Source organism: Desulforudis sp. DRI-14 (assembly GCF_052618305.1).
This window is the reverse complement of the sequence record NZ_JBQXEZ010000032.1, coordinates 1-17,164: the sequence shown is the minus strand read 5'-3', so window position 1 is coordinate 17,164 and position 17,164 is coordinate 1. Positions and strand designations below refer to the sequence as shown.

Annotated in this window: 19 protein-coding genes and 1 other annotated feature; of the genes, 17 read left to right on the top strand and 2 right to left on the bottom strand. The window is 56.7% G+C overall.

The features are described from left to right. Positions 1–32: 32 nt before the first annotated feature. The gene (locus ACUM6F_RS12000) at positions 33–407 is read right to left on the bottom strand and encodes a DNA alkylation repair protein (RefSeq protein ID WP_445349372.1); all 375 of its coding nucleotides are present in this window, start codon (positions 405–407) and stop codon (positions 33–35) included. 283 nt (positions 408–690) lie between these two features. On the opposite strand from ACUM6F_RS12000, the gene ACUM6F_RS11995 reads away from it, so the two are divergent. From ACUM6F_RS11995 to ACUM6F_RS11985, 3 genes are all read left to right on the top strand, one after another. Next, positions 691–1,398, top strand: a complete 708-nt coding sequence (locus tag ACUM6F_RS11995; RefSeq protein ID WP_445349371.1) for a uracil-DNA glycosylase family protein — start codon at positions 691–693, stop codon at positions 1,396–1,398. 23 nt (positions 1,399–1,421) lie between these two features. Further along, on the top strand, positions 1,422–1,754 hold the full coding sequence (locus tag ACUM6F_RS11990) for a 2-oxoacid:acceptor oxidoreductase family protein (RefSeq protein ID WP_445349370.1): 333 nt from the start codon (positions 1,422–1,424) through the stop codon (positions 1,752–1,754). Positions 1,755–1,994: 240 nt separating this feature from the next. Further along, positions 1,995–2,558, top strand: coding sequence for a flavin reductase family protein (locus ACUM6F_RS11985; protein WP_445349373.1), 564 nt, complete (start codon positions 1,995–1,997; stop codon positions 2,556–2,558). A gap of 109 nt (positions 2,559–2,667) precedes the next feature. On the opposite strand, the gene lexA is transcribed toward ACUM6F_RS11985, so the two are convergent. Then, a complete protein-coding gene (gene lexA / locus ACUM6F_RS11980) occupies positions 2,668–3,267 on the bottom strand; it encodes a transcriptional repressor LexA (protein ID WP_425622011.1) in 600 nt (199 codons plus the stop codon). Positions 3,268–3,477: 210 nt separating this feature from the next. On the opposite strand from lexA, the gene ACUM6F_RS11975 reads away from it, so the two are divergent. The 14 genes from ACUM6F_RS11975 (at position 3,478) to ACUM6F_RS11910 (ending at position 16,940) form a co-directional block, all read left to right on the top strand. After that, the gene (locus tag ACUM6F_RS11975; RefSeq protein ID WP_425622010.1) at positions 3,478–3,861 is read left to right on the top strand and encodes a hypothetical protein; all 384 of its coding nucleotides are present in this window, start codon (positions 3,478–3,480) and stop codon (positions 3,859–3,861) included. 182 nt (positions 3,862–4,043) lie between these two features. After that, positions 4,044–4,874: a sporulation protein YtxC gene (gene ytxC / locus ACUM6F_RS11970; RefSeq protein ID WP_425622009.1), complete on the top strand. Its 831-nt coding sequence runs from the start codon at positions 4,044–4,046 to the stop codon at positions 4,872–4,874. 133 nt (positions 4,875–5,007) lie between these two features. Beyond that, complete coding sequence (locus ACUM6F_RS11965; RefSeq protein ID WP_425622008.1) at positions 5,008–5,619, top strand: DUF445 domain-containing protein; 612 nt, start codon at positions 5,008–5,010, stop codon at positions 5,617–5,619. Between the two features lie 29 nt (positions 5,620–5,648). Continuing rightward, positions 5,649–5,869, top strand: a binding site (T-box leader). A gap of 40 nt (positions 5,870–5,909) precedes the next feature. Beyond that, positions 5,910–7,820 carry a threonine--tRNA ligase gene (gene thrS / locus ACUM6F_RS11960; protein ID WP_445349369.1) on the top strand — a complete coding sequence of 637 codons (1,911 nt, stop codon included), beginning with the start codon at positions 5,910–5,912 and terminating at the stop codon, positions 7,818–7,820. A gap of 285 nt (positions 7,821–8,105) precedes the next feature. After that, complete coding sequence (infC, locus tag ACUM6F_RS11955) at positions 8,106–8,651, top strand: translation initiation factor IF-3 (RefSeq protein WP_479684217.1); 546 nt, start codon at positions 8,106–8,108, stop codon at positions 8,649–8,651. 52 nt (positions 8,652–8,703) lie between these two features. Beyond that, positions 8,704–8,898, top strand: a complete 195-nt coding sequence (gene rpmI / locus ACUM6F_RS11950; RefSeq protein ID WP_425622006.1) for a 50S ribosomal protein L35 — start codon at positions 8,704–8,706, stop codon at positions 8,896–8,898. Between the two features lie 38 nt (positions 8,899–8,936). Next, a complete protein-coding gene (gene rplT, locus ACUM6F_RS11945; RefSeq protein WP_425622005.1) occupies positions 8,937–9,299 on the top strand; it encodes a 50S ribosomal protein L20 in 363 nt (120 codons plus the stop codon). 216 nt (positions 9,300–9,515) lie between these two features. After that, positions 9,516–10,160 carry a potassium channel family protein gene (locus ACUM6F_RS11940; protein ID WP_425622004.1) on the top strand — a complete coding sequence of 215 codons (645 nt, stop codon included), beginning with the start codon at positions 9,516–9,518 and terminating at the stop codon, positions 10,158–10,160. A gap of 1 nt (position 10,161) precedes the next feature. Continuing rightward, a complete protein-coding gene (locus ACUM6F_RS11935; protein ID WP_445349368.1) occupies positions 10,162–10,965 on the top strand; it encodes a TrmH family RNA methyltransferase in 804 nt (267 codons plus the stop codon). A gap of 263 nt (positions 10,966–11,228) precedes the next feature. After that, on the top strand, positions 11,229–11,858 hold the full coding sequence (locus ACUM6F_RS11930) for a group II intron maturase-specific domain-containing protein (protein ID WP_445349367.1): 630 nt from the start codon (positions 11,229–11,231) through the stop codon (positions 11,856–11,858). Positions 11,859–12,029: 171 nt separating this feature from the next. Continuing rightward, a complete protein-coding gene (pheS, locus tag ACUM6F_RS11925; protein ID WP_445349366.1) occupies positions 12,030–13,052 on the top strand; it encodes a phenylalanine--tRNA ligase subunit alpha in 1,023 nt (340 codons plus the stop codon). Between the two features lie 204 nt (positions 13,053–13,256). Then, positions 13,257–15,662, top strand: coding sequence for a phenylalanine--tRNA ligase subunit beta (gene pheT / locus ACUM6F_RS11920; protein WP_445349365.1), 2,406 nt, complete (start codon positions 13,257–13,259; stop codon positions 15,660–15,662). Positions 15,663–15,692: 30 nt separating this feature from the next. Then, on the top strand, positions 15,693–15,950 hold the full coding sequence (locus tag ACUM6F_RS11915; protein WP_445349364.1) for a cell division protein ZapA: 258 nt from the start codon (positions 15,693–15,695) through the stop codon (positions 15,948–15,950). Between the two features lie 30 nt (positions 15,951–15,980). After that, positions 15,981–16,940 (top strand): NGG1p interacting factor NIF3, encoded by a 960-nt coding sequence (locus tag ACUM6F_RS11910; protein WP_425621997.1) that lies wholly within the window; start codon positions 15,981–15,983, stop codon positions 16,938–16,940. Positions 16,941–17,164: the final 224 nt, after the last annotated feature.

Here is a 17,164-nt window from a genome sequence, read left to right as displayed (position 1 = left end):
CCTCGTCGGCAATCACGCTGACCTCACCTTCGCTAAGAACGGTGCCCGAAGCTTTGAGCAAAGTTGCTTTCGGGGATAAACCCAGACCCGATAGCAAGGACCGTTTTTTCAGGGTAGTTGAAATCTTTGACCCAGTTTTCCATCTGCTCTTCGGTGACCAGCTTCGGATCATCGATCATGCTCGCCAGGATTCTGGTTTCGCGAATATCCGCCGCCCAGAGCCGCCGGGCAAGGTCGTGGTCCCGCCCGGTTTCTTTGGCTATCCTTCTAAGGTTGGGAATCGACACGCCGAAGGTTATGACGGGGGTAATCCCGTATTTGGCCATGCCCTCTACCGCCGCGGGATCGGCCAAGACCTGCAGCTTTTCGAGGATATCTTCGTATGTTGTTCTTCCTGCCTCAGCCATCCTTTACCTCCGCCTGCGTAAGCAAAAGGTGAATTAGACAACGGGGCGTCGTTTCCTTCTATGGTATAACGGATTGCGGGTGGTTTATAGCATCTTGCCGGGAGAACGCTGCAAAAATACCGATGCCAAGACGGGCGCAGTTTCGCAACGGGTTTCTCAGGTGAAACTAGAAGGAAAGTATCCTTGGTGACCGAATGTACAAGGGTGACCGAATGTACAAGGAAGCAAAGCTTAAAAGAGTGTTTTTCAACGTCCTTTAACGCCCTTTAAGGAGAGTGCTCTTGTGTTGATCAAACCCGAATACGCCGCCCTAGCGGCGATAATCAACCGTCTGCCGATGATCAGGCCCGGTCCTCGGGTCTTCAACCAGTACCATGAAGAAGCGTCGGGCAGCGCTTACCGCCGGGGAAACCTGGCCCTGTACCTTACCAAAATGTTTGAGTTTAAGCCCCGGGTGTTAATCGTCGGTGAGGCCCCGGGCTTCACCGGGACCCGCCAGTCGGGGATTCCTTTCACCAGCGAGGCCATTATGCTGTGCGGCCTTAAGAACTGGGACCTGTTCGGTACGGCCTACCGTTACCGCCAAACCAGCGGCGTTCCCGGAGGATGGCAGGACCGCGCGGCCTCAACGGTCTGGAGCATCCTGGAGGAAAGCCTCCACTTGCCCCTGCTCTGGTATTGCTTTCCCTGCCACCCCCACCGTGAAGGGCAGGAAGAGAGCTACCGCAGCCCCTCCGAGTGGGAGATGGAGGTAGGGGTAGGATTCGTCATGGAGCTTGAGCAGGTTTTTGAGTTCGACCGTATTGTTCCCGTCGGGGAAAGGGTTGCCACAACGCTTTGTAAGCACGAGGTCAAAGCCGTCGATCCCGTTGACAACCCTTTGCGGGTGGGAAAGGAAAGGTTCGGACGGCAGTTGATGCCCCATTTGGAACGCTACGCCGAGAACAAAGAGGATCTCCTTAATCGTGACAACCGGCTTAAAATGTATTAAACTAGTTTAAATTCGCTCTGCAGATGAGATTGAAGAGGGTCCGCTCAGATAAGAAAGGTTTTGGATTAACTGCTTACCTGAAGCAAAGGGTGCCGGAGGCGGTGCTGATCGATGCCGACGGATTGGCCCGCCAGGCCGGGAACGTCCGGGCCGCCAACTCTGTTCTTCTCGGGATCGCGGCCGCACTGCCCGGGCTCCTGCCTTTCCCCGCAGAGGTGCTGGAGGAAGCGCTTTTGGATATCGTAAAACCAAAGTTGAGAGAGGTTAACAGCCGTGCCTTTTTACTGAGGCGGCAAGCATTAGACGAGAAGAGGAGGAACGAGAAGAGAAATGGCAACGAAGAAAGCAGTATTTGATCATAGGGATTTGCAGAAGGGAAATGATAAAGAGCCCCTCCCGGGGACCTTTTCTTTTGCAGCCGGTTTGCCTGTCTAAGTTCGTCCCGGGAATGATAGGGAGAGGACCAGGACGAGACTCGCCGCCGAGAAGAGGATAAGCAAGAGGCCGACCCATAAGAGGCATTTGTTCATAGATAGATATTGACACCTCTGGCAAAAGAAGTTAGCATCAGATAAAACGCGCGGGAGGGATCAACGATAGACAAGGTCGTTCGAGAACCGTTTCCGGCCCTATTTCCAGTTCCTGCCGTTATGGTTACCTCTGTTCTGGAAGGCGAGAAACCCAACATCATCACCATCGCCTGGACCGGCATCCTCAACTCCGAACCGCCGATGGTTTACGTCAGTGTCCGCCCGTCACGGTATTCTCACCGGCTGATCAAGGAGTCTGGGGAGTTTGTCGTCAACATTCCTTCCAGCGACCAGGTGAAAGTCGTTGACTGGTGCGGTACCGTTTCCGGCAAAGACATTGACAAATTTAAGGAAACAGGGCTGTCTGCCGTTCCCGCTCGGAAGGTCAAGGCACCGTTGATTAAGGAGTGCCCTGTTAACATCGAGTGCAAGGTCCAGCAGGTCGTCAGCCTCGGTTCTCACGATGTCTTCATCGCGGAGGTTGTGACTGTTCACTACAGCAAGGATATCCTGACGGAATCGGGGCGCCTGGATTTCTCCCTGGCAAAACCCTATGCCTATTGTAATCCCGAGTACCGTCTTGTTGGGGTAAACATCGGGAGTTACGGGTTTACACAAAAGAAGTCATAAGTTGTTAACAGTCAGTAGTCAGTAGTCAGTAGTTAAGTGTTGGTCCTAAGAGTCAAAATATCCCAATGCCCGGTGCCCAAAGCTCAATAATCAATGCGACGCCAATCCGTCAGGATAGCGTCTTGATGATGTGGGTGACGATGCCTACGATCTCGACGTCCGCGGCCTGGTAGCGCAATGGTTTAAAGCCGGGGTTGGCGGGTTCCAGGATGACTTCGGGGCCACTGCGGTAAAAGCGCTTGCAGGTTACCTCCCCGTTAATCCGGGCGATTACGACCTGCCCGTTTTCCGCCGCCGGCTGGCAGCGCACCAGCACCAGGTCGCCATCCTCAATGCCGACATCCACCATGCTTGTACCCCTGGCTTTAAGAAGAAACGAGGGTTCTTTGACCCACTGCCGGGGAAGAGGAATCTCGTCCTCAAAGATTTCCTCGGATAAAACAGGGCTTCCCGCAGGCACGCGTCCCAGGAGAGGAACCTTTGCCACCTGTGGCGTTTCGCCGGGCAGTCCGGTTTCTTCCATAAGCGCTGCCGGGGGGACGTTTAAGACCTCGGCGATTAACTTCAGGGTCTTAATGCTGGGCGGGGTTCGCCCACGTTCTATGTCGCTGATAAACTGGGGCGACAGGCCGGTCCGGGCCGCCAGCCGTCGCTGGCTGATGCCGGACCTTTCTCTTGCCTGCCGTATGTTGGCACCGACTTGAGGCATTAGCAAACACCTCCTTTGTATATCCTCTTCTGCCTTATAATACGTCCTGTGACGCTTATGTGCCAAGTATGGGCGGACGGGTAACCGTTTTTGACAGGCAACCCCAATAACTTTGCCAAGGTTTGGAGATTATGATATGGTAGAAGAACAGAATCTTGTTCGCGCAAACAAAAGGAAACCGAGGAAGAACTGATGGGGGTGCGATCGCCAATGGGAAACGAGGCCAGGTCGGCCTGGAGTGACAGGCTGGCCGCAGAAACGGCACCGGTTAAAGAACTGAAAGCATTGTACAACTACACCTGCCAGCTCTGCAACCACCAGTGGACGCTGGGTTCGGGAGAACCGCTCGTGACGGGCTATTATTTGAAACCGCTCTCCCTGGGTGGACCTGACGCCCAGGAAAACCTGCTGGTGCTTTGCCCGAACCATTACGTCATGTTTGAAGTAGGCGCCCTGGGCCTTGATCTCAACAGGAACAGGGTCATTCACGTAGATCCCCGCGACCGGCAGAACGGCCGGGCCATGGTTGTTAAACATAAGATTTCCCCTGAGTTTGCCGAGTACCACAACGATAACGTGTTTAAGGGTTTTTGAGATAGACCGGTTTTAGACATGAAACTTAGAGATGTTTGAGGGATTAGTAGGGCCAATCCCTTCGGTTTCCGACACACACCCAAAAGAAGGCCTTCGCGAAAAGCGAAGGCCTTCTTTTGGTTATATTGCATGGGGAGGGCGTCTACCATGTAGTATCCGGGTGTGAAAGGAGTCCTGGAAATATGGATTTGTTGGTCGCCACTGAACCTGAGCGGGCAAAGCTTCTTGGCGACTACCTCCGGCGCGAGTTCAGGATCCTGCGCGGCAAAGGCTTACGCGTCAGCTATCGGGAGAAACCGGCCGGGTGCTTTCGCTGCCGCCTTTATGAAAAGCGTTTCTTCGGGCGGCGGGATCATTCCGGGTTCCGGGCCGCGATAGCGACGGCGGTTGCCGCGTTGCTCGTAGCCGAGTGGGAGTCCCTCATAGGCGAAGAGTTGCGCAGGAAAGCGGAATGGCTGGACAAGGACGACTGGGACCTTGTCCGGGACCATCTTAACGCCGACCGCAGGCTGCTGGAACAGTTTCAGAGGCGTGTTGAAAGCAGAATATCGCGGTATCTGCAAAACTCGTCGATACTTAACGTTGAAGGCTTTGTCCGCTTCAGGCTCCGGGACCTTATCGGCCTGGTAGGGTCGACGGCCAGCCGGGTTCTCGACGAGCAGCTCTTCCAGCAGGAGAACCAGGATTTTATCCGGATGTTGAAAAATTTTGTAGCCGAAAAAGGCGAATGCTCAACCGTGCACATCATCCTGACCCCTCCCAAGACCTTCCGTATTTACGACGAGCGCATGTGCCTGGTCGCGACCAATGCCGAGGAACTGGGCATCAACGACGACGAGGTGAACCACGAGGACCTTCTCATCTCGAGTGTGGTGGCTCTCGGTCCCAAAAAGGTCATCCTCCACGGGCAGTTCTGCCTGGCGGCGACCCGGGCGACTCTCCAGGATGTCTTTAGCGAAGCCCTCGTCCGGTGTTCAGGCTGCAACCTATGTTCGATCTGGAATAACGCCTGACCGGTTACACCCCTTGCCCGCGCTTGCTTGAATCTGTTATAGTTAAGGCGCTTATTGATGGGACTGTTGAAAAGCTTATTTTTAAGCAGCCCCAGGTTTTCGACAGACCCTTGATGCGCGGGGTGGAAGGGGCTTGTTCTGGCTCAGCCTGATCTCGATTCCCTTTATCGGGGCTTTAATCGGTTGGTTCACAAACCTGCTGGCGGTGAAGATGATCTTCCGGCCATACAAACCAGTCCGATTTGGCCCGATAGTCGTTCAGGGCCTCCTGCCCAAAAGGCGCTACGATTTGGCGCGCACTATAGGTGAGGTTGTCGAAACCGATCTGTTTTCGGTGGACGACCTGCTGGTCTACGTGGAGACAAGCAGGCTGGCCGGCAAGCTGACCGAGTCCGTCCGCACCGCCGTCCATGACGCCGTGGTCGCCAAATCCCCGGCTCTTCTCCCGCTTTCCCTGAAGCGTTTTTTCGCGGAGTTCATCGCCGAGATCGTGGCCGACCGTGTGCCCGAGTTTATCGAGAAGCTGATCGACGAACTCTCGCACGGCGCGCAACACGAAATCAAGATTAGCAGGCTAATTGAGGAAAGACTTAACTCCTTCCCGCTCGAAGAACTGGAGAAGGTGGTTGTTAAGGTGGCCTCCAGGGAGTTACGCCACATAACTGTACTGGGCGGCGTGCTCGGTTTCCTGATCGGCCTTGTTCAGATGGGCGTTGTTTATCTGTTCGTGTTGACAAAGTCCTAATAGTCGAATATAATTTGGCTTCAAGCAAAGCATAGGCGTTGATGGGGAAGAGTAAACCAGTCATCCTTTCAGAGAGAAGGCTGCCGACGGCTGCAAGCGCCTTCAGGCCCTGACCGGTTGAAAACCGCCCCCGGAGCCGTCCGCTGTAAAGGCGGACCGGGTTGGCACCGTTACCTGCCGCCGAAGCCGGGGGGTTAATCATACCCCCAAGCAGGGTGGAACCGCGGGAAACCAACCTCTCGTCCCTGGATGGGCGAGGGGTTTTATTTTATGCGCAGAGGAGCGAAACAATGATTAACGTTACGTTGAAGGACGGCAAGATCCTGCAGTTTCCGCAAGGCGTCACGCCTCTTGAAGTGGCCGGCAGGATCGGGCCGAGGCTGGTCAAAGAAGCTGTAGCGGCCAAAGTCAACGGGCGGGTGGTAGACCTCAACCGCCCCCTGCACGAGGATGCCGCCATCGAGTTCTTGACCTTTGACGACGAAGAAGGGCGCCAAGTATACCGTCACAGCACGGCGCACATTATGGCCCAGGCTGTCAAGCGCCTGTTTCCCGACGCCAGGATTGCGATCGGCCCGGCCATCGCCGGCGGCTACTACTACGACTTTGACGTGGACGAACCGTTTACCCCCGAGGATTTGGCCAGGATCGAGGCCGAGATGGAGAAGATCGTCAAAGAAAACGCTCCCTTTGAGCGCAGCGTCGTGTCGCGGCAAGAGGCGCTGGAGTATTTCAGAAACCGGAACGAGCCTTACAAAGTGGAATTGATCGAGGATTTGCCCGAGGATGCCGAGATCAGCATGTACCGCCAGGGGGATTTCACCGACCTGTGCGCCGGTCCCCACGTGCCGAGCACCGGTTATATCAAGGCCTTCAAACTTCTCAATCCCGCGGGGGCGTACTGGCGCGGGAACGAACAAAACAAAATGCTGCAGCGGATTTACGGCACCTCCTTCCCCAAGGCCTCGGCATTAAAGGAACACCTCGACCGGCTGGAGGAAGCCAAGCGCCGCGACCACCGGCGGCTGGGGGTGGAACTCGACCTTTACAGCATCCTTGACGAGGGCCCGGGTTTTCCGTTTTTCCATCCCAAAGGGATGATCCTGCGCAACGAACTGGAGGCGTTCTGGCGGGAGGTCCACAAAAAGGCCGGCTACCAGGAAATCAAGACCCCGATAATCCTCCGCCGCGAGTTGTGGGAGCGCTCGGGACACTGGGACCACTATAAGGAAAACATGTACTTCACGAAGATTGACGAAAGCGATTACGCCGTCAAGCCCATGAACTGTCCCGGAGGTATCCTGCTGTACAAGAGCAAGGTCCACAGCTACCGGGAACTGCCGATCCGCTTGGCCGAACTGGGGCTTGTTCACCGTCACGAAAAATCCGGGGTTCTGCATGGCTTGATGCGCGTCCGCTGCTTCACCCAGGACGACGCACACATCTTCTGCCGCCCGGACCAGGTCCAGGAGGAGATCATCCGCATCATCGACCTGGTGGAATACATTTACCGCGAAGTGTTCGGCTTCGATTACCATATCGAGCTCTCGACCAAACCCGACAAGGCGATGGGATCGGACGAACTCTGGGACCTGGCGACCAACTCGCTGCGCGGGGCGCTGGAGGCCAAGGGCCTGGCTTATAAAGTGAACGAGGGCGACGGGGCCTTCTACGGTCCGAAGATCGACTTCCACTTGCGGGACTGCCTGGGCCGGACCTGGCAGTGCGGGACCATCCAGTGCGACTTCCAGATGCCGGAAAAGTTCGACCTTGCTTACGTTGGCGAGGACGGGGGGCGCTACCGGCCGGTGATGCTTCACCGGGTAGTGTTTGGCAGTCTTGAGCGTTTCATCGCCATCCTGACGGAGCATTTCGCCGGGGCTTTCCCCTTGTGGCTTGCGCCCGTCCAGGTGCGCGTCATCCCCATCACCGACCGTCATGTCGATTATGCGCGGAAGGTCACCGAGCGGCTGGACCGCCTAGACCTGCGGGTGGAGCTTGACGGCAGGAACGAAAAGGTAGGTTACAAAATCCGTGAGGCCCAGGTGCAGAAGGTTCCGTACATGCTTATCATCGGTGACAAGGAAGTGGAAAGCGGGACGGTGGCCGTCCGTCACCGTTCCGGCGGCGACCTCGGCAGTATGGCGCTCGACGGCCTGATTGCCCGTCTGCAGGATGAGATCAGGACGAAAGCCCGCTAAGGACCGTTTCACGGCCCGTTGTTGGTGTCAGTTGTTGGACTTAGGACTTAAGACGTAGGAAGTTTGGCGATGGGGGTTAGGATGGGTAAGTCAATAACAGTTGACGGGCGTTCGATGGCATGCTATAATCAATGCGGTAAATTGTAAATGATTTACAAGAAGAAGCGCCATCCGCTTCTCACCTTGCGACGCGAGTCCACAAGGTTGCGGCAGACAAATCCTTGGAGGGGTTTATGTATGCTTACCGGCGGGTGGTTTGCCCGCCTTTAATTTTTTAGGAGGTGTATAAGTATTTCAAGGGAGCAACGCATCAATACGGAAATCCGGGCGCGTGAAGTGCGGGTCATCGGCGCCGACGGTTCGCAGCTCGGAATCCTGCCTCTTAAGGACGCCTTGCGTCTGGCTGAGGAGAAAGGTCTTGACCTTGTAGAGGTGGCCCCGCAGGCCAAGCCGGTTGTCTGTCGGATTATGGATTTTGGCCGTTTCAAATATGAGCAGAGCAAGCGTGAAAAAGAGGCCAAAAAGAAACAGCACGTTGTTAATTTGAAGGAAGTCAAGCTTAGGCCGAACATTGAGGCCCACGATTTTGAGGTCAAGACCCGAAACACGATGCGGTTCCTTAAAGAAGGGGACAAGGTGAAGGTCACGATGATGTTCCGTGGCCGCCAGATTGTCCATACGCAGATAGGTCATGAGCTGCTGAACAGGCTGGCCAATGCCGTTCAGCATATGGCAGTTATCGAACGGCAGCCGAAGCTCGAAGGCCGGTCGATGATCATGATTCTGGCCCCCAAACCCGATCATCATCAGCAGCAGCCGCCGCAGGAATAACCCGGCAGCCTTCGCCGAATTTGCAGCGATTTGAAGAAAGGAGCGGACTACATTGCCCAAGATCAAGACCCATCGTGGTGCTGCCAAACGGATTAAGAAGACAGGCACCGGCAAGCTGGCTGGCCGTCACGGCTTTAAGAGCCACATCCTGGAGAAGAAGACCGCTAAGAGAAAGCGCCGGCTTCGTCAAGGGATCATTCTTACGGCCGGAGACGCCGCTCGCGTTCGTCCCCTCTTGCCATATTGAATTAATTTACACAAGTTTCCGAAGGGAGGCCCGGTGTTATGCCGCGTGTCAAGAATAATGTCGCTGCCAGAAGGCGTCACAAGAAGGTTCTCAAGCTCGCCAAGGGCTACTGGGGTGCGAAGAGCAAGCTTTACCGCGTAGCGAACCAGCAGGTTATGAGATCCCTGCTTTACGCCTACCGCGACCGCAGAGCCAGAAAACGCGATTTCCGTCGCCTTTGGATCACCCGCATCAACGCCGCCGCCCGCCAGAACGGTCTTTCTTATAACCGTTTCATCGAGGGCCTCAGGCGGTCGGGAGTGGAGATCAACCGCAAAATGCTGGCCGATTTGGCGGTAAACGACCAGCCGGCTTTTACCCGCCTGGTCGAAATGGCCAAAACCCAATTGGCGGCCAAGTAGACTTTTGTGTGTTATAAAGAAGAGTAGCGTAATATGCTACTCTTTTCTTTTTTAACCAGTATTGGTGTGACCGTCAGGTGTTGGGTTTTAGGTATTAGGTGTTAGGTTTGCGGTGAGGATATGGAATGCTGGAAATTTCGGTATTCAGATCTAATACCGAATACTCAACTCAATACTGAATACCCAATGCCAACAACCCGTAAGGGGTGTTTTTGTATGAAGCAATTTGCGGTAATCGGTCTCGGCCGTTTCGGTACCGGCCTGGCCGTCACGCTGGCCAGGATGGGCTACGAGGTCCTGGCTGTTGACCGTGACGAGGACAGGGTTAAAGCGGTTATGGACGAGGTGACGCACGCGGTTCAGGCCGACGCTCTTGATGCCGAGGCCCTCAAGGCCCTGGGTCTGAAGAGTTTTGACGTGGTTGTCGTGGCGATCGGGACGGACATTGAGGCCAGCATCCTGACCACGGTTATGCTCAAAGAGATGAAGGTCAGGAGGATCGTGGCCAAGGCCAACACCGAACTGCACGGCAAGGTTCTGGCCCGTGTGGGCGCGGATAAGGTCATCTTTCCGGAACGCGACATGGGCGTACGCGTGGCCCATGCCATGGTTTCCGGCAATATCCTCGACCACATCGAACTGTCGCCCGATTACAGCGTCGTGGAACTGGTTGCGCCCGAGGGCCTGATTGGCAAAACCCTTGGCGAGGCCGAAATTCGGGGACGGCACGGCATCAGCCTCATCGCCATCCGCCGCGGGGCGGACGTCATCGTTGCCCCGGGTGCCGATCAGGTTATCGAGGAAGGCGACATCCTGGTTGCCATCGGCAAGACCAAACGTTTCGACAAGTGGGGCCGCTAGCGTGAAGATTACGTCGCGTCACAACGAGCGCATCAAAGCCATGATCAGGCTGCACTCCAGGAAGTACAGGGACCTGGAAAGGCGGTTCATCGTCGAGGGCGTCCGGATGACCGGCGAGGCTTTGTCATCCGGCTGGCCGGTCGAATGTGTCGTTTACGCTGCGGGCAAGGGAGGGGTTGAGGCTGTCAGGGCGCTGCTGGAGCGCGCGTCCGCCGCGGGAGTCGAAACCCTCGAAGCGGAGGACAGGGTGTTCAGCGCCGTATCGCAAACGGAAACCCCCCAGGGAATATTGGCCGTCGTGCGCAAAAAACCTGCCCCGCCAGGCATTCCAAAGGGGGCGACGCTGGTTGTCGTGCTTGACGGTATCCAGGACCCAGGCAACCTGGGTACGGTCCTGCGTTCGGCGGCGGCAGCCGGCGCTGATGCCGTGATTTCGACCCTCGGGTCCGCCGACCTATACAATGCCAAGTGCCTCCGTTCCGCCGCGGGCGCCGTGTTTCACACCCCCGCCATTGAGGGATTAAGGCCCGAGGAGTGCGTGTCCTTACTGAAAGACGCGGGCCTCAGGGTCCTGGTTGCCGATCCGCGGGGTGGCGTCGCTCTCTACGACTGCGACATGACCGTGCCGCTCGCGCTTGTGGTGGGAAACGAGGGGGCGGGCGTCGGACCGGTCCTGCGGGACGCGGCCGACAGCCTGGTGCACATTCCGATGCCGGGAAGAGTTGAATCGCTCAACGCGGCTGTGGCGGCATCCCTTGTAATCTTTGAGGCTGTACGGCAGCGGGCCAAAACTTCCTTGTGTTAGCTTTACCCTTATGCTATAATCACCTCAAAAGGTCTCCAAGAATTCTGAAAGGTTGTGAGTGGATGCGACTGAGCGCCGAGTTTTTTTGGAGGCTTTTTGAGGCGACCGGTTCTGTCGGGGCGTATATGCTTTATAGAAGGCTGGTTCTCCACTAGGTTTTAATGCTGATACTTCGCAGGGTCGTCCTTATAAAGGACGATTCTTTATTTTGACTGGTTCTTAAAGCCGCCCGGCGGGATAAACGCCGGGCGGCTTTGTTTGCAATGAAGGATAGAGGCATTCGCATCGTCCGCTACGCTGACGATATCCTGATACTCGCTCGCACAAGGCAGGAAGCCTGGCGTTACCAGCAGATTGCAACCGCCATCCTCGAAGGGGAATTAAAGCTGGTCGTCAACCGGGCAAAAACGCACCTAACCAGCGTCCACAAGGGTGTAGCCTTCCTTGGCTTCATCATCTGGCCCAAGAGGGTCTCCATTCATCCCAAGAGGAACGAGAAATTCAAGGCGCGGATTAGAGAACTCACGCCCAGAAACCACGGGATGAATGTTGAGGAAATGGTTAAGAAGCTGAATCCGGTCTTGCGTGGTTGGGCCAACTACTTCAGGTGGGCCGACTGCAAGAAAATATTCGGTCAGTTGATGGCGTGGATCAGGAGGCGACTGCGAATGAAACAGATGCGGGAATGGAAGAGCTGGAAACCGCTGCACAAGGCTTTGCGCAAGCGGGGCTATAGAGGTGAGTTCCAGAAAATCTCGATATTCAGATGGCGGAACTCGGCCAGCCCGCTGATTAATATGGCCTTGCCGAACAGTTGGTTTGACGAGCTGGGACTGATTAATCTGGAATCGTACAAGGTCGGTCTTTTGTCCTGCTCCATGCGGAGCAGCTAGGTTTATCCAGGAGCCGTATACGAGGCCCGTACGTATGGTTCTGTGAGAGGGCTAACGCCGCAGTTGATCACCGCGGCGTTACTCTACTCGATTTTGTTAAAAGGGCCTGTGCAAAGGAATTTTTAGGGTTAAACTAGAAATGTAACAGAAAAAGGGGGGATTTGACAGTTTATGCTGGATAAGTTGCAGGCTATTGCCCGCGAGGCCGAACAGCTGCTAGGTCAAGCCGGGGATCTGCAAACCCTGGAAGAGTTAAGGGTAAGGTTTCTGGGCAAGAAGGGTGTCCTGACCCAGGTTCTCCGGGGAATGGGGGGGCTCTCTGCGGAAGAAAGACCGAAGGTGGGCAAGGTAGCCAACGAAGTGAAGGCGCGCATCGCGGCGGCCCTTGAGGCCAGGGCCGCCGCGCTTAAAGAGAGCCACCGCGCCGCGCGCCTTGCTGCGGAAACGATAGATATCACTCTTCCCGCGACGGCTTTAGAAGCGGGTACGATTCATCCCCTCTCTTCAACGCGCAAGGAGATCGAGGATATTTTTCTGGGCTTGGGGTTCAGTATCGTTGAGGGTCCGGAAGTCGAACTGGATTACTACAACTTCGAGGCGCTGAATTTTCCGAAGGACCATCCGGCACGGGATATGCAGGATACGTTCGTTATCAGCGAGGAATTGCTTTTACGCACCCATACCTCGCCGGTTCAGGTGAGGACTTTTGAGCGCACCGCTCCTGAGGTTCCCGTCAAGATCATCGCTCCCGGCCGGGTATACCGCAGGGACGATGACGCCACCCATTCGCCGATGTTCCACCAGGTTGAGGGGTTCCTGGTCGATACCAACGTTACACTGAGCAATCTGAAGGCCGTTCTGGGCACTTTCGTCCGCAAGATGTTCAGCCCCGGCACGGGGATGCGGTTTCGCCCGAGCTTTTTCCCGTTCACCGAGCCCAGCGCCGAAGTAGACATTTCCTGCGTCAACTGCGGGGGCGGCGGGTGCCGGGTCTGCTCATATACCGGGTGGCTGGAGATTCTTGGAGCGGGGATGATCCACCCGCGGGTTCTGGAGGTCTCCGGCTACGATTCCGAAAAGGTTACGGGTTTTGCTTTCGGCATGGGCATCGAGCGCGTGGCCATGCTGAAATACGGGGTTAACGACCTGCGTTTGTTCTTCGACAACGACCTGCGTTTTCTTAGACAGTTTTAACCGGCGCAGGACGTTCAGCAATGGTTGAAATGTATACACACAGGGTTTAGTCAGAACTATGTTTGGCATCCGGTTTTTGAATCAGTGGTTATCTAGATGCCGAATGCCGAGCGCCGATTGCCATAGAAAATGGAATTCCCGAACGGGAATTCTTACGAGTCCTACTACCTACAGCTTACTACTTGAACGGGAGGAGGACCCGGAGTGCGGGTTTCCTATAACTGGCTGAAAGAATTTGTCGATATTGCCGTTTCCCCGCAGGAACTGGCGGAAACGCTGACGGCGGCCGGGATCGCCGTTGAAACTGTGGAGGAACGGGGCAAGAACATATCGAGAGTATACACCGGACTAATCAAGAGCGTCGCGCCTCACCCCAACGCCGACCGCCTGGCGGTTTGCCAGGTGGACTGCGGCAGGGGCGAGGACCTCCAGATCGTAACCGGGGCTACGAATATCCGTGCCGGTCAGATTGTGCCGGTTGCGCTCGAGGGCGCCCGCTTGGCAGGCGGGATGGTTATTAAGAGGGCCAAGTTCCGGGGCCTGGAATCACGGGGAATGCTCTGCGCCGCGGATGAACTGGGTGTCGGGGAAGACCACGAAGGCATCCTGATCCTGCCTCCCGACACGCCTGTCGGCCGGGACGTCAAAACGCTGTTCGGCCTGGAAGACGCCATCCTGGAACTCGACCTGACCCCCAACCGCGGCGACTGTCTTTCGGTTTACGGCGTAGCGCGCGAGGTCGCCGCCGTTTATAACCTGCCGCTGCGGCGGCCGCAACCGCAGCTGAACTTTGCCGGAACGGACATCACCCGGCAGGTGAGCGTAATTGTCGAGGAGCCGGAACTGTGCCGACGGTACGTGGCCAGAATGGTTACAGGCATCAAAATAGGCCAATCCCCTCTCTGGATGCAGAACCGTCTGTACACCGCCGGGATGAGGCCGATCAACGCCATCGTCGACGTCACGAACTACGTGATGCTGGAGTTGGGCCAGCCGCAACACGCCTTTGACGCGGCGTCGGTGGCGGACGGCCGGATTATTGTGCGGCGCGCCGGGGCGGGTGAGAGACTGGTTACTCTCGACAACGCCGAGCGCGAACTGGACCGCGAAATGCTGCTGATCGCCGACCCTGAGAAGGCCATCGGCATAGCTGGCGTGATGGGCGGCCTGAACAGTGAGGTTACAGACAGGACGACGACGATTGTTCTCGAATCGGCCTACTTCGACCCGGCAAGCGTCAGGAGGACGGCACGTAAGCTGAACCTGCGCTCGGAAGCCTCGTCACGGTTTGAAAGGAGCATTGACATCAGCGGCTGCGCGCTGGCCGCGGACCGCGCGGTTGAGTTGATGGTTTCCATCGGGGCGGGCGTGGCCGCGCCGGGAATCATTGATGTCTATCCCCATCCCCCGGCGCCCAAGACGATTATCGTGCGCCCGGCTAGGGTCAATGCCATCCTGGGTATCAAAGTCCCGACAGAAGAAATAAAGAGGATTCTCAGCGGCCTGGATTTTAACCCCCAAGGGGACGAAAAAGGTTTGGCGGTAACCGTCCCCGCCCACCGTTCCGATATCGGACGGGAGATCGACCTGGTCGAAGAGGTGGCACGGCTGCACGGTTATGACCGGATACCGGAAACCCTGCCTTACGGGGATACCACCTACGGCTTCAGGACGGCGGAGCAGGAAGCCGTGGAAAGATTAAGGATGCTGCTGGCGGGCCTGGGGTTGAGCGAGGTGGTGACTTACAGTTTCGTTGACCGCGGGGTGTTCGACCGCATCCGGCTTCCGCTGGACAGCGAACTCCGCCGGACCATCGACATCGCCAATCCGTTAAGCGACGATCAAGCGGTCATGCGCACGCTGTTGTTCCCGGGACTGGTGCAGCTTCTCGCGCGCAACTTTCAGAGAAGGAATACCGACGCGGCGCTGTTTGAAATGGCCACGGTCTTCCGCGTTCAGGACGACTCTCCGCTTCCGGCCGAACAGCCGGTCCTTGCGGTGGCGGCCGCCGGCCAGTCACGGCGCGGCTGGAACAAGAAGGGTTATGAGTATGACTTCTTCTTCCTGAAGGGCGTCCTGGAACAGGCCGGGAAGGTCTTGAACCTGGGAGAACTGACTTTTAAACGCCTGGTCGACCATCCGTCTTTTCACCCGGGCCGGTCAGCCGCGGTCTACGCCGGCCAAAGGCTCCTGGGCGTGGCGGGGGAGCTTCACCCGGATGTTCTGGAAGCTTACGATCTGCAAGCTCGCGCCGTCGCCTGCGAGTTTGACCTGGCCGCAGCGCTTAATCTGAAACAAAGGACCGCGGCGCAGATCGAAGACCTTCCCAGGTATCCCGGGGTCGACCGCGACCTGGCGGTGGTCCTGCCGGAAACAACCCCCGCCGCTGAGGTGATGGATCTGATCGCCAAAAAAGGCGGTGCCATCCTGCACAAGGTGACGTTGTTTGACGTTTATAAGGGCAAGCAGATCGAATCCGGCTGGCGCAGCTTGGCTTTCTCCCTGGAGTTCCAGGCACCGGACCGGACGCTAACCGACCAGGAAGTAAACAAAAGCATGGAGGATATAAAATCCGCGCTGGCCTCCCTTGGCGGAAAGCTGAGGCAATAGGGCAGCCCGCAGTGAATGGGGGAGTTGGGGTTGTCAACGACCACACGCGTGGAAGTCGAAATCGGCGGCGAGATTTACGTCTTGCGGGGGGATGCTCCTGCGGAACACATCATTAAGGTGGCCAACGAGGTTGACCGCAGAATCCGGGAGCTGATTGACCGAAATCCACGCCTGACATTAATCAAGGCGGCCGTTCTGGCTTCCCTCAACATTGCCGACGAGCTGTACAAGCTCCAGGAAAGCTACGAGAGCCTGGTGCGGGTAATTGAAACAGAAGGGGTAAAATAGCTAAGAACAGTCGTTTTAAGGAGGCACACAATGAAGCTCGGCGAACTGTACCGGCTTGCGGTGGAAAAGGGTATCGCTCACGATCCGCGGGGCAAAGCAGAGGTCCAGGCCTATCTGGCCCGGGAAAAGGATAAGTTCAACGATATGAAGGCTGACGAAAAGGACTTCTATGACGAGGAAAGGCTGCACAACCCTTACTCGGATACGCGTATCCTTTACGGTGATCCGGAACGGGAGGTGGGAGTCGCCCTGGTCGGTATCGACATGGAGGTCGGCGAGGTGCTGCTGGCGGATCGTCTCCGGGAAAAGGGGCAGACCGTCGATCTGATCGTCGCCCACCATCCCGAGGGCAAGGCGATGGCTGCGCTCTACGACGTAATGCACCTCCAGGAGGATATCCTGGCCGAACTGGGCGTGCCCATCAACGTCGCCGAGGGATTGATGGCGGCAAGGATCAGCGAAGTGAAGAGGGCGCTCCTGCCTTTGAATCACAACAGGGCGGTTGATGCGGCCAGGCTTTTGGATATCCCCTTCATGTGCGTGCATACGGCCGCCGACAACCTCGTCACCGACTACCTGCAGAAGCTTATCGAAGAGAAGAAGCCGCGCACTTTAAAAGACGTCATCAAGTGTCTCAAGGAAATCCCCGAGTTCGCCGAAGCGGCGAAGCAAAACGCCGGGCCGACCATCGTCGTGGGTGCACCCGAACGCAGGGCCGGGAAGATCGTCGTCGACATGACCGGGGGCACCAGCGGTTCGGAGGACGCTTACAGCAAGCTTGTCGATGCCGGAGTAGGAACCCTCGTTGTCATGCACATGACCGAGAAACACCGTAAGGAAGCGGAGAAAAATAATGTCAACGTCATTATCGCCGGCCACATGGCCAGCGACTCCCTTGGTTTAAACCTATTCCTGGATGAGGTTGCGAAATGTGGCGTCAAGATTATTCCCACATCGGGACTGATTAGGGTGGACCGCCGCGACGCCTAGGAGACCCTCATCCTGCAAAATGCAGCGCCACAGACAATGAAAAAGGGCGTCAGTGTCGAAGTACTCCCATAGGCAGTCGGCGCAACGAGATCGACACATGCTGGTGTTGTGAGCCCGACTAGGAGACAGATCCCGGCGGTTTGGAGCACCACTGACTGTCGCCGCCTTTAAGGTGAGCACGAAGGGTAGATTTCTTAACGCACACGACCGCCGCGCCTTCTGCC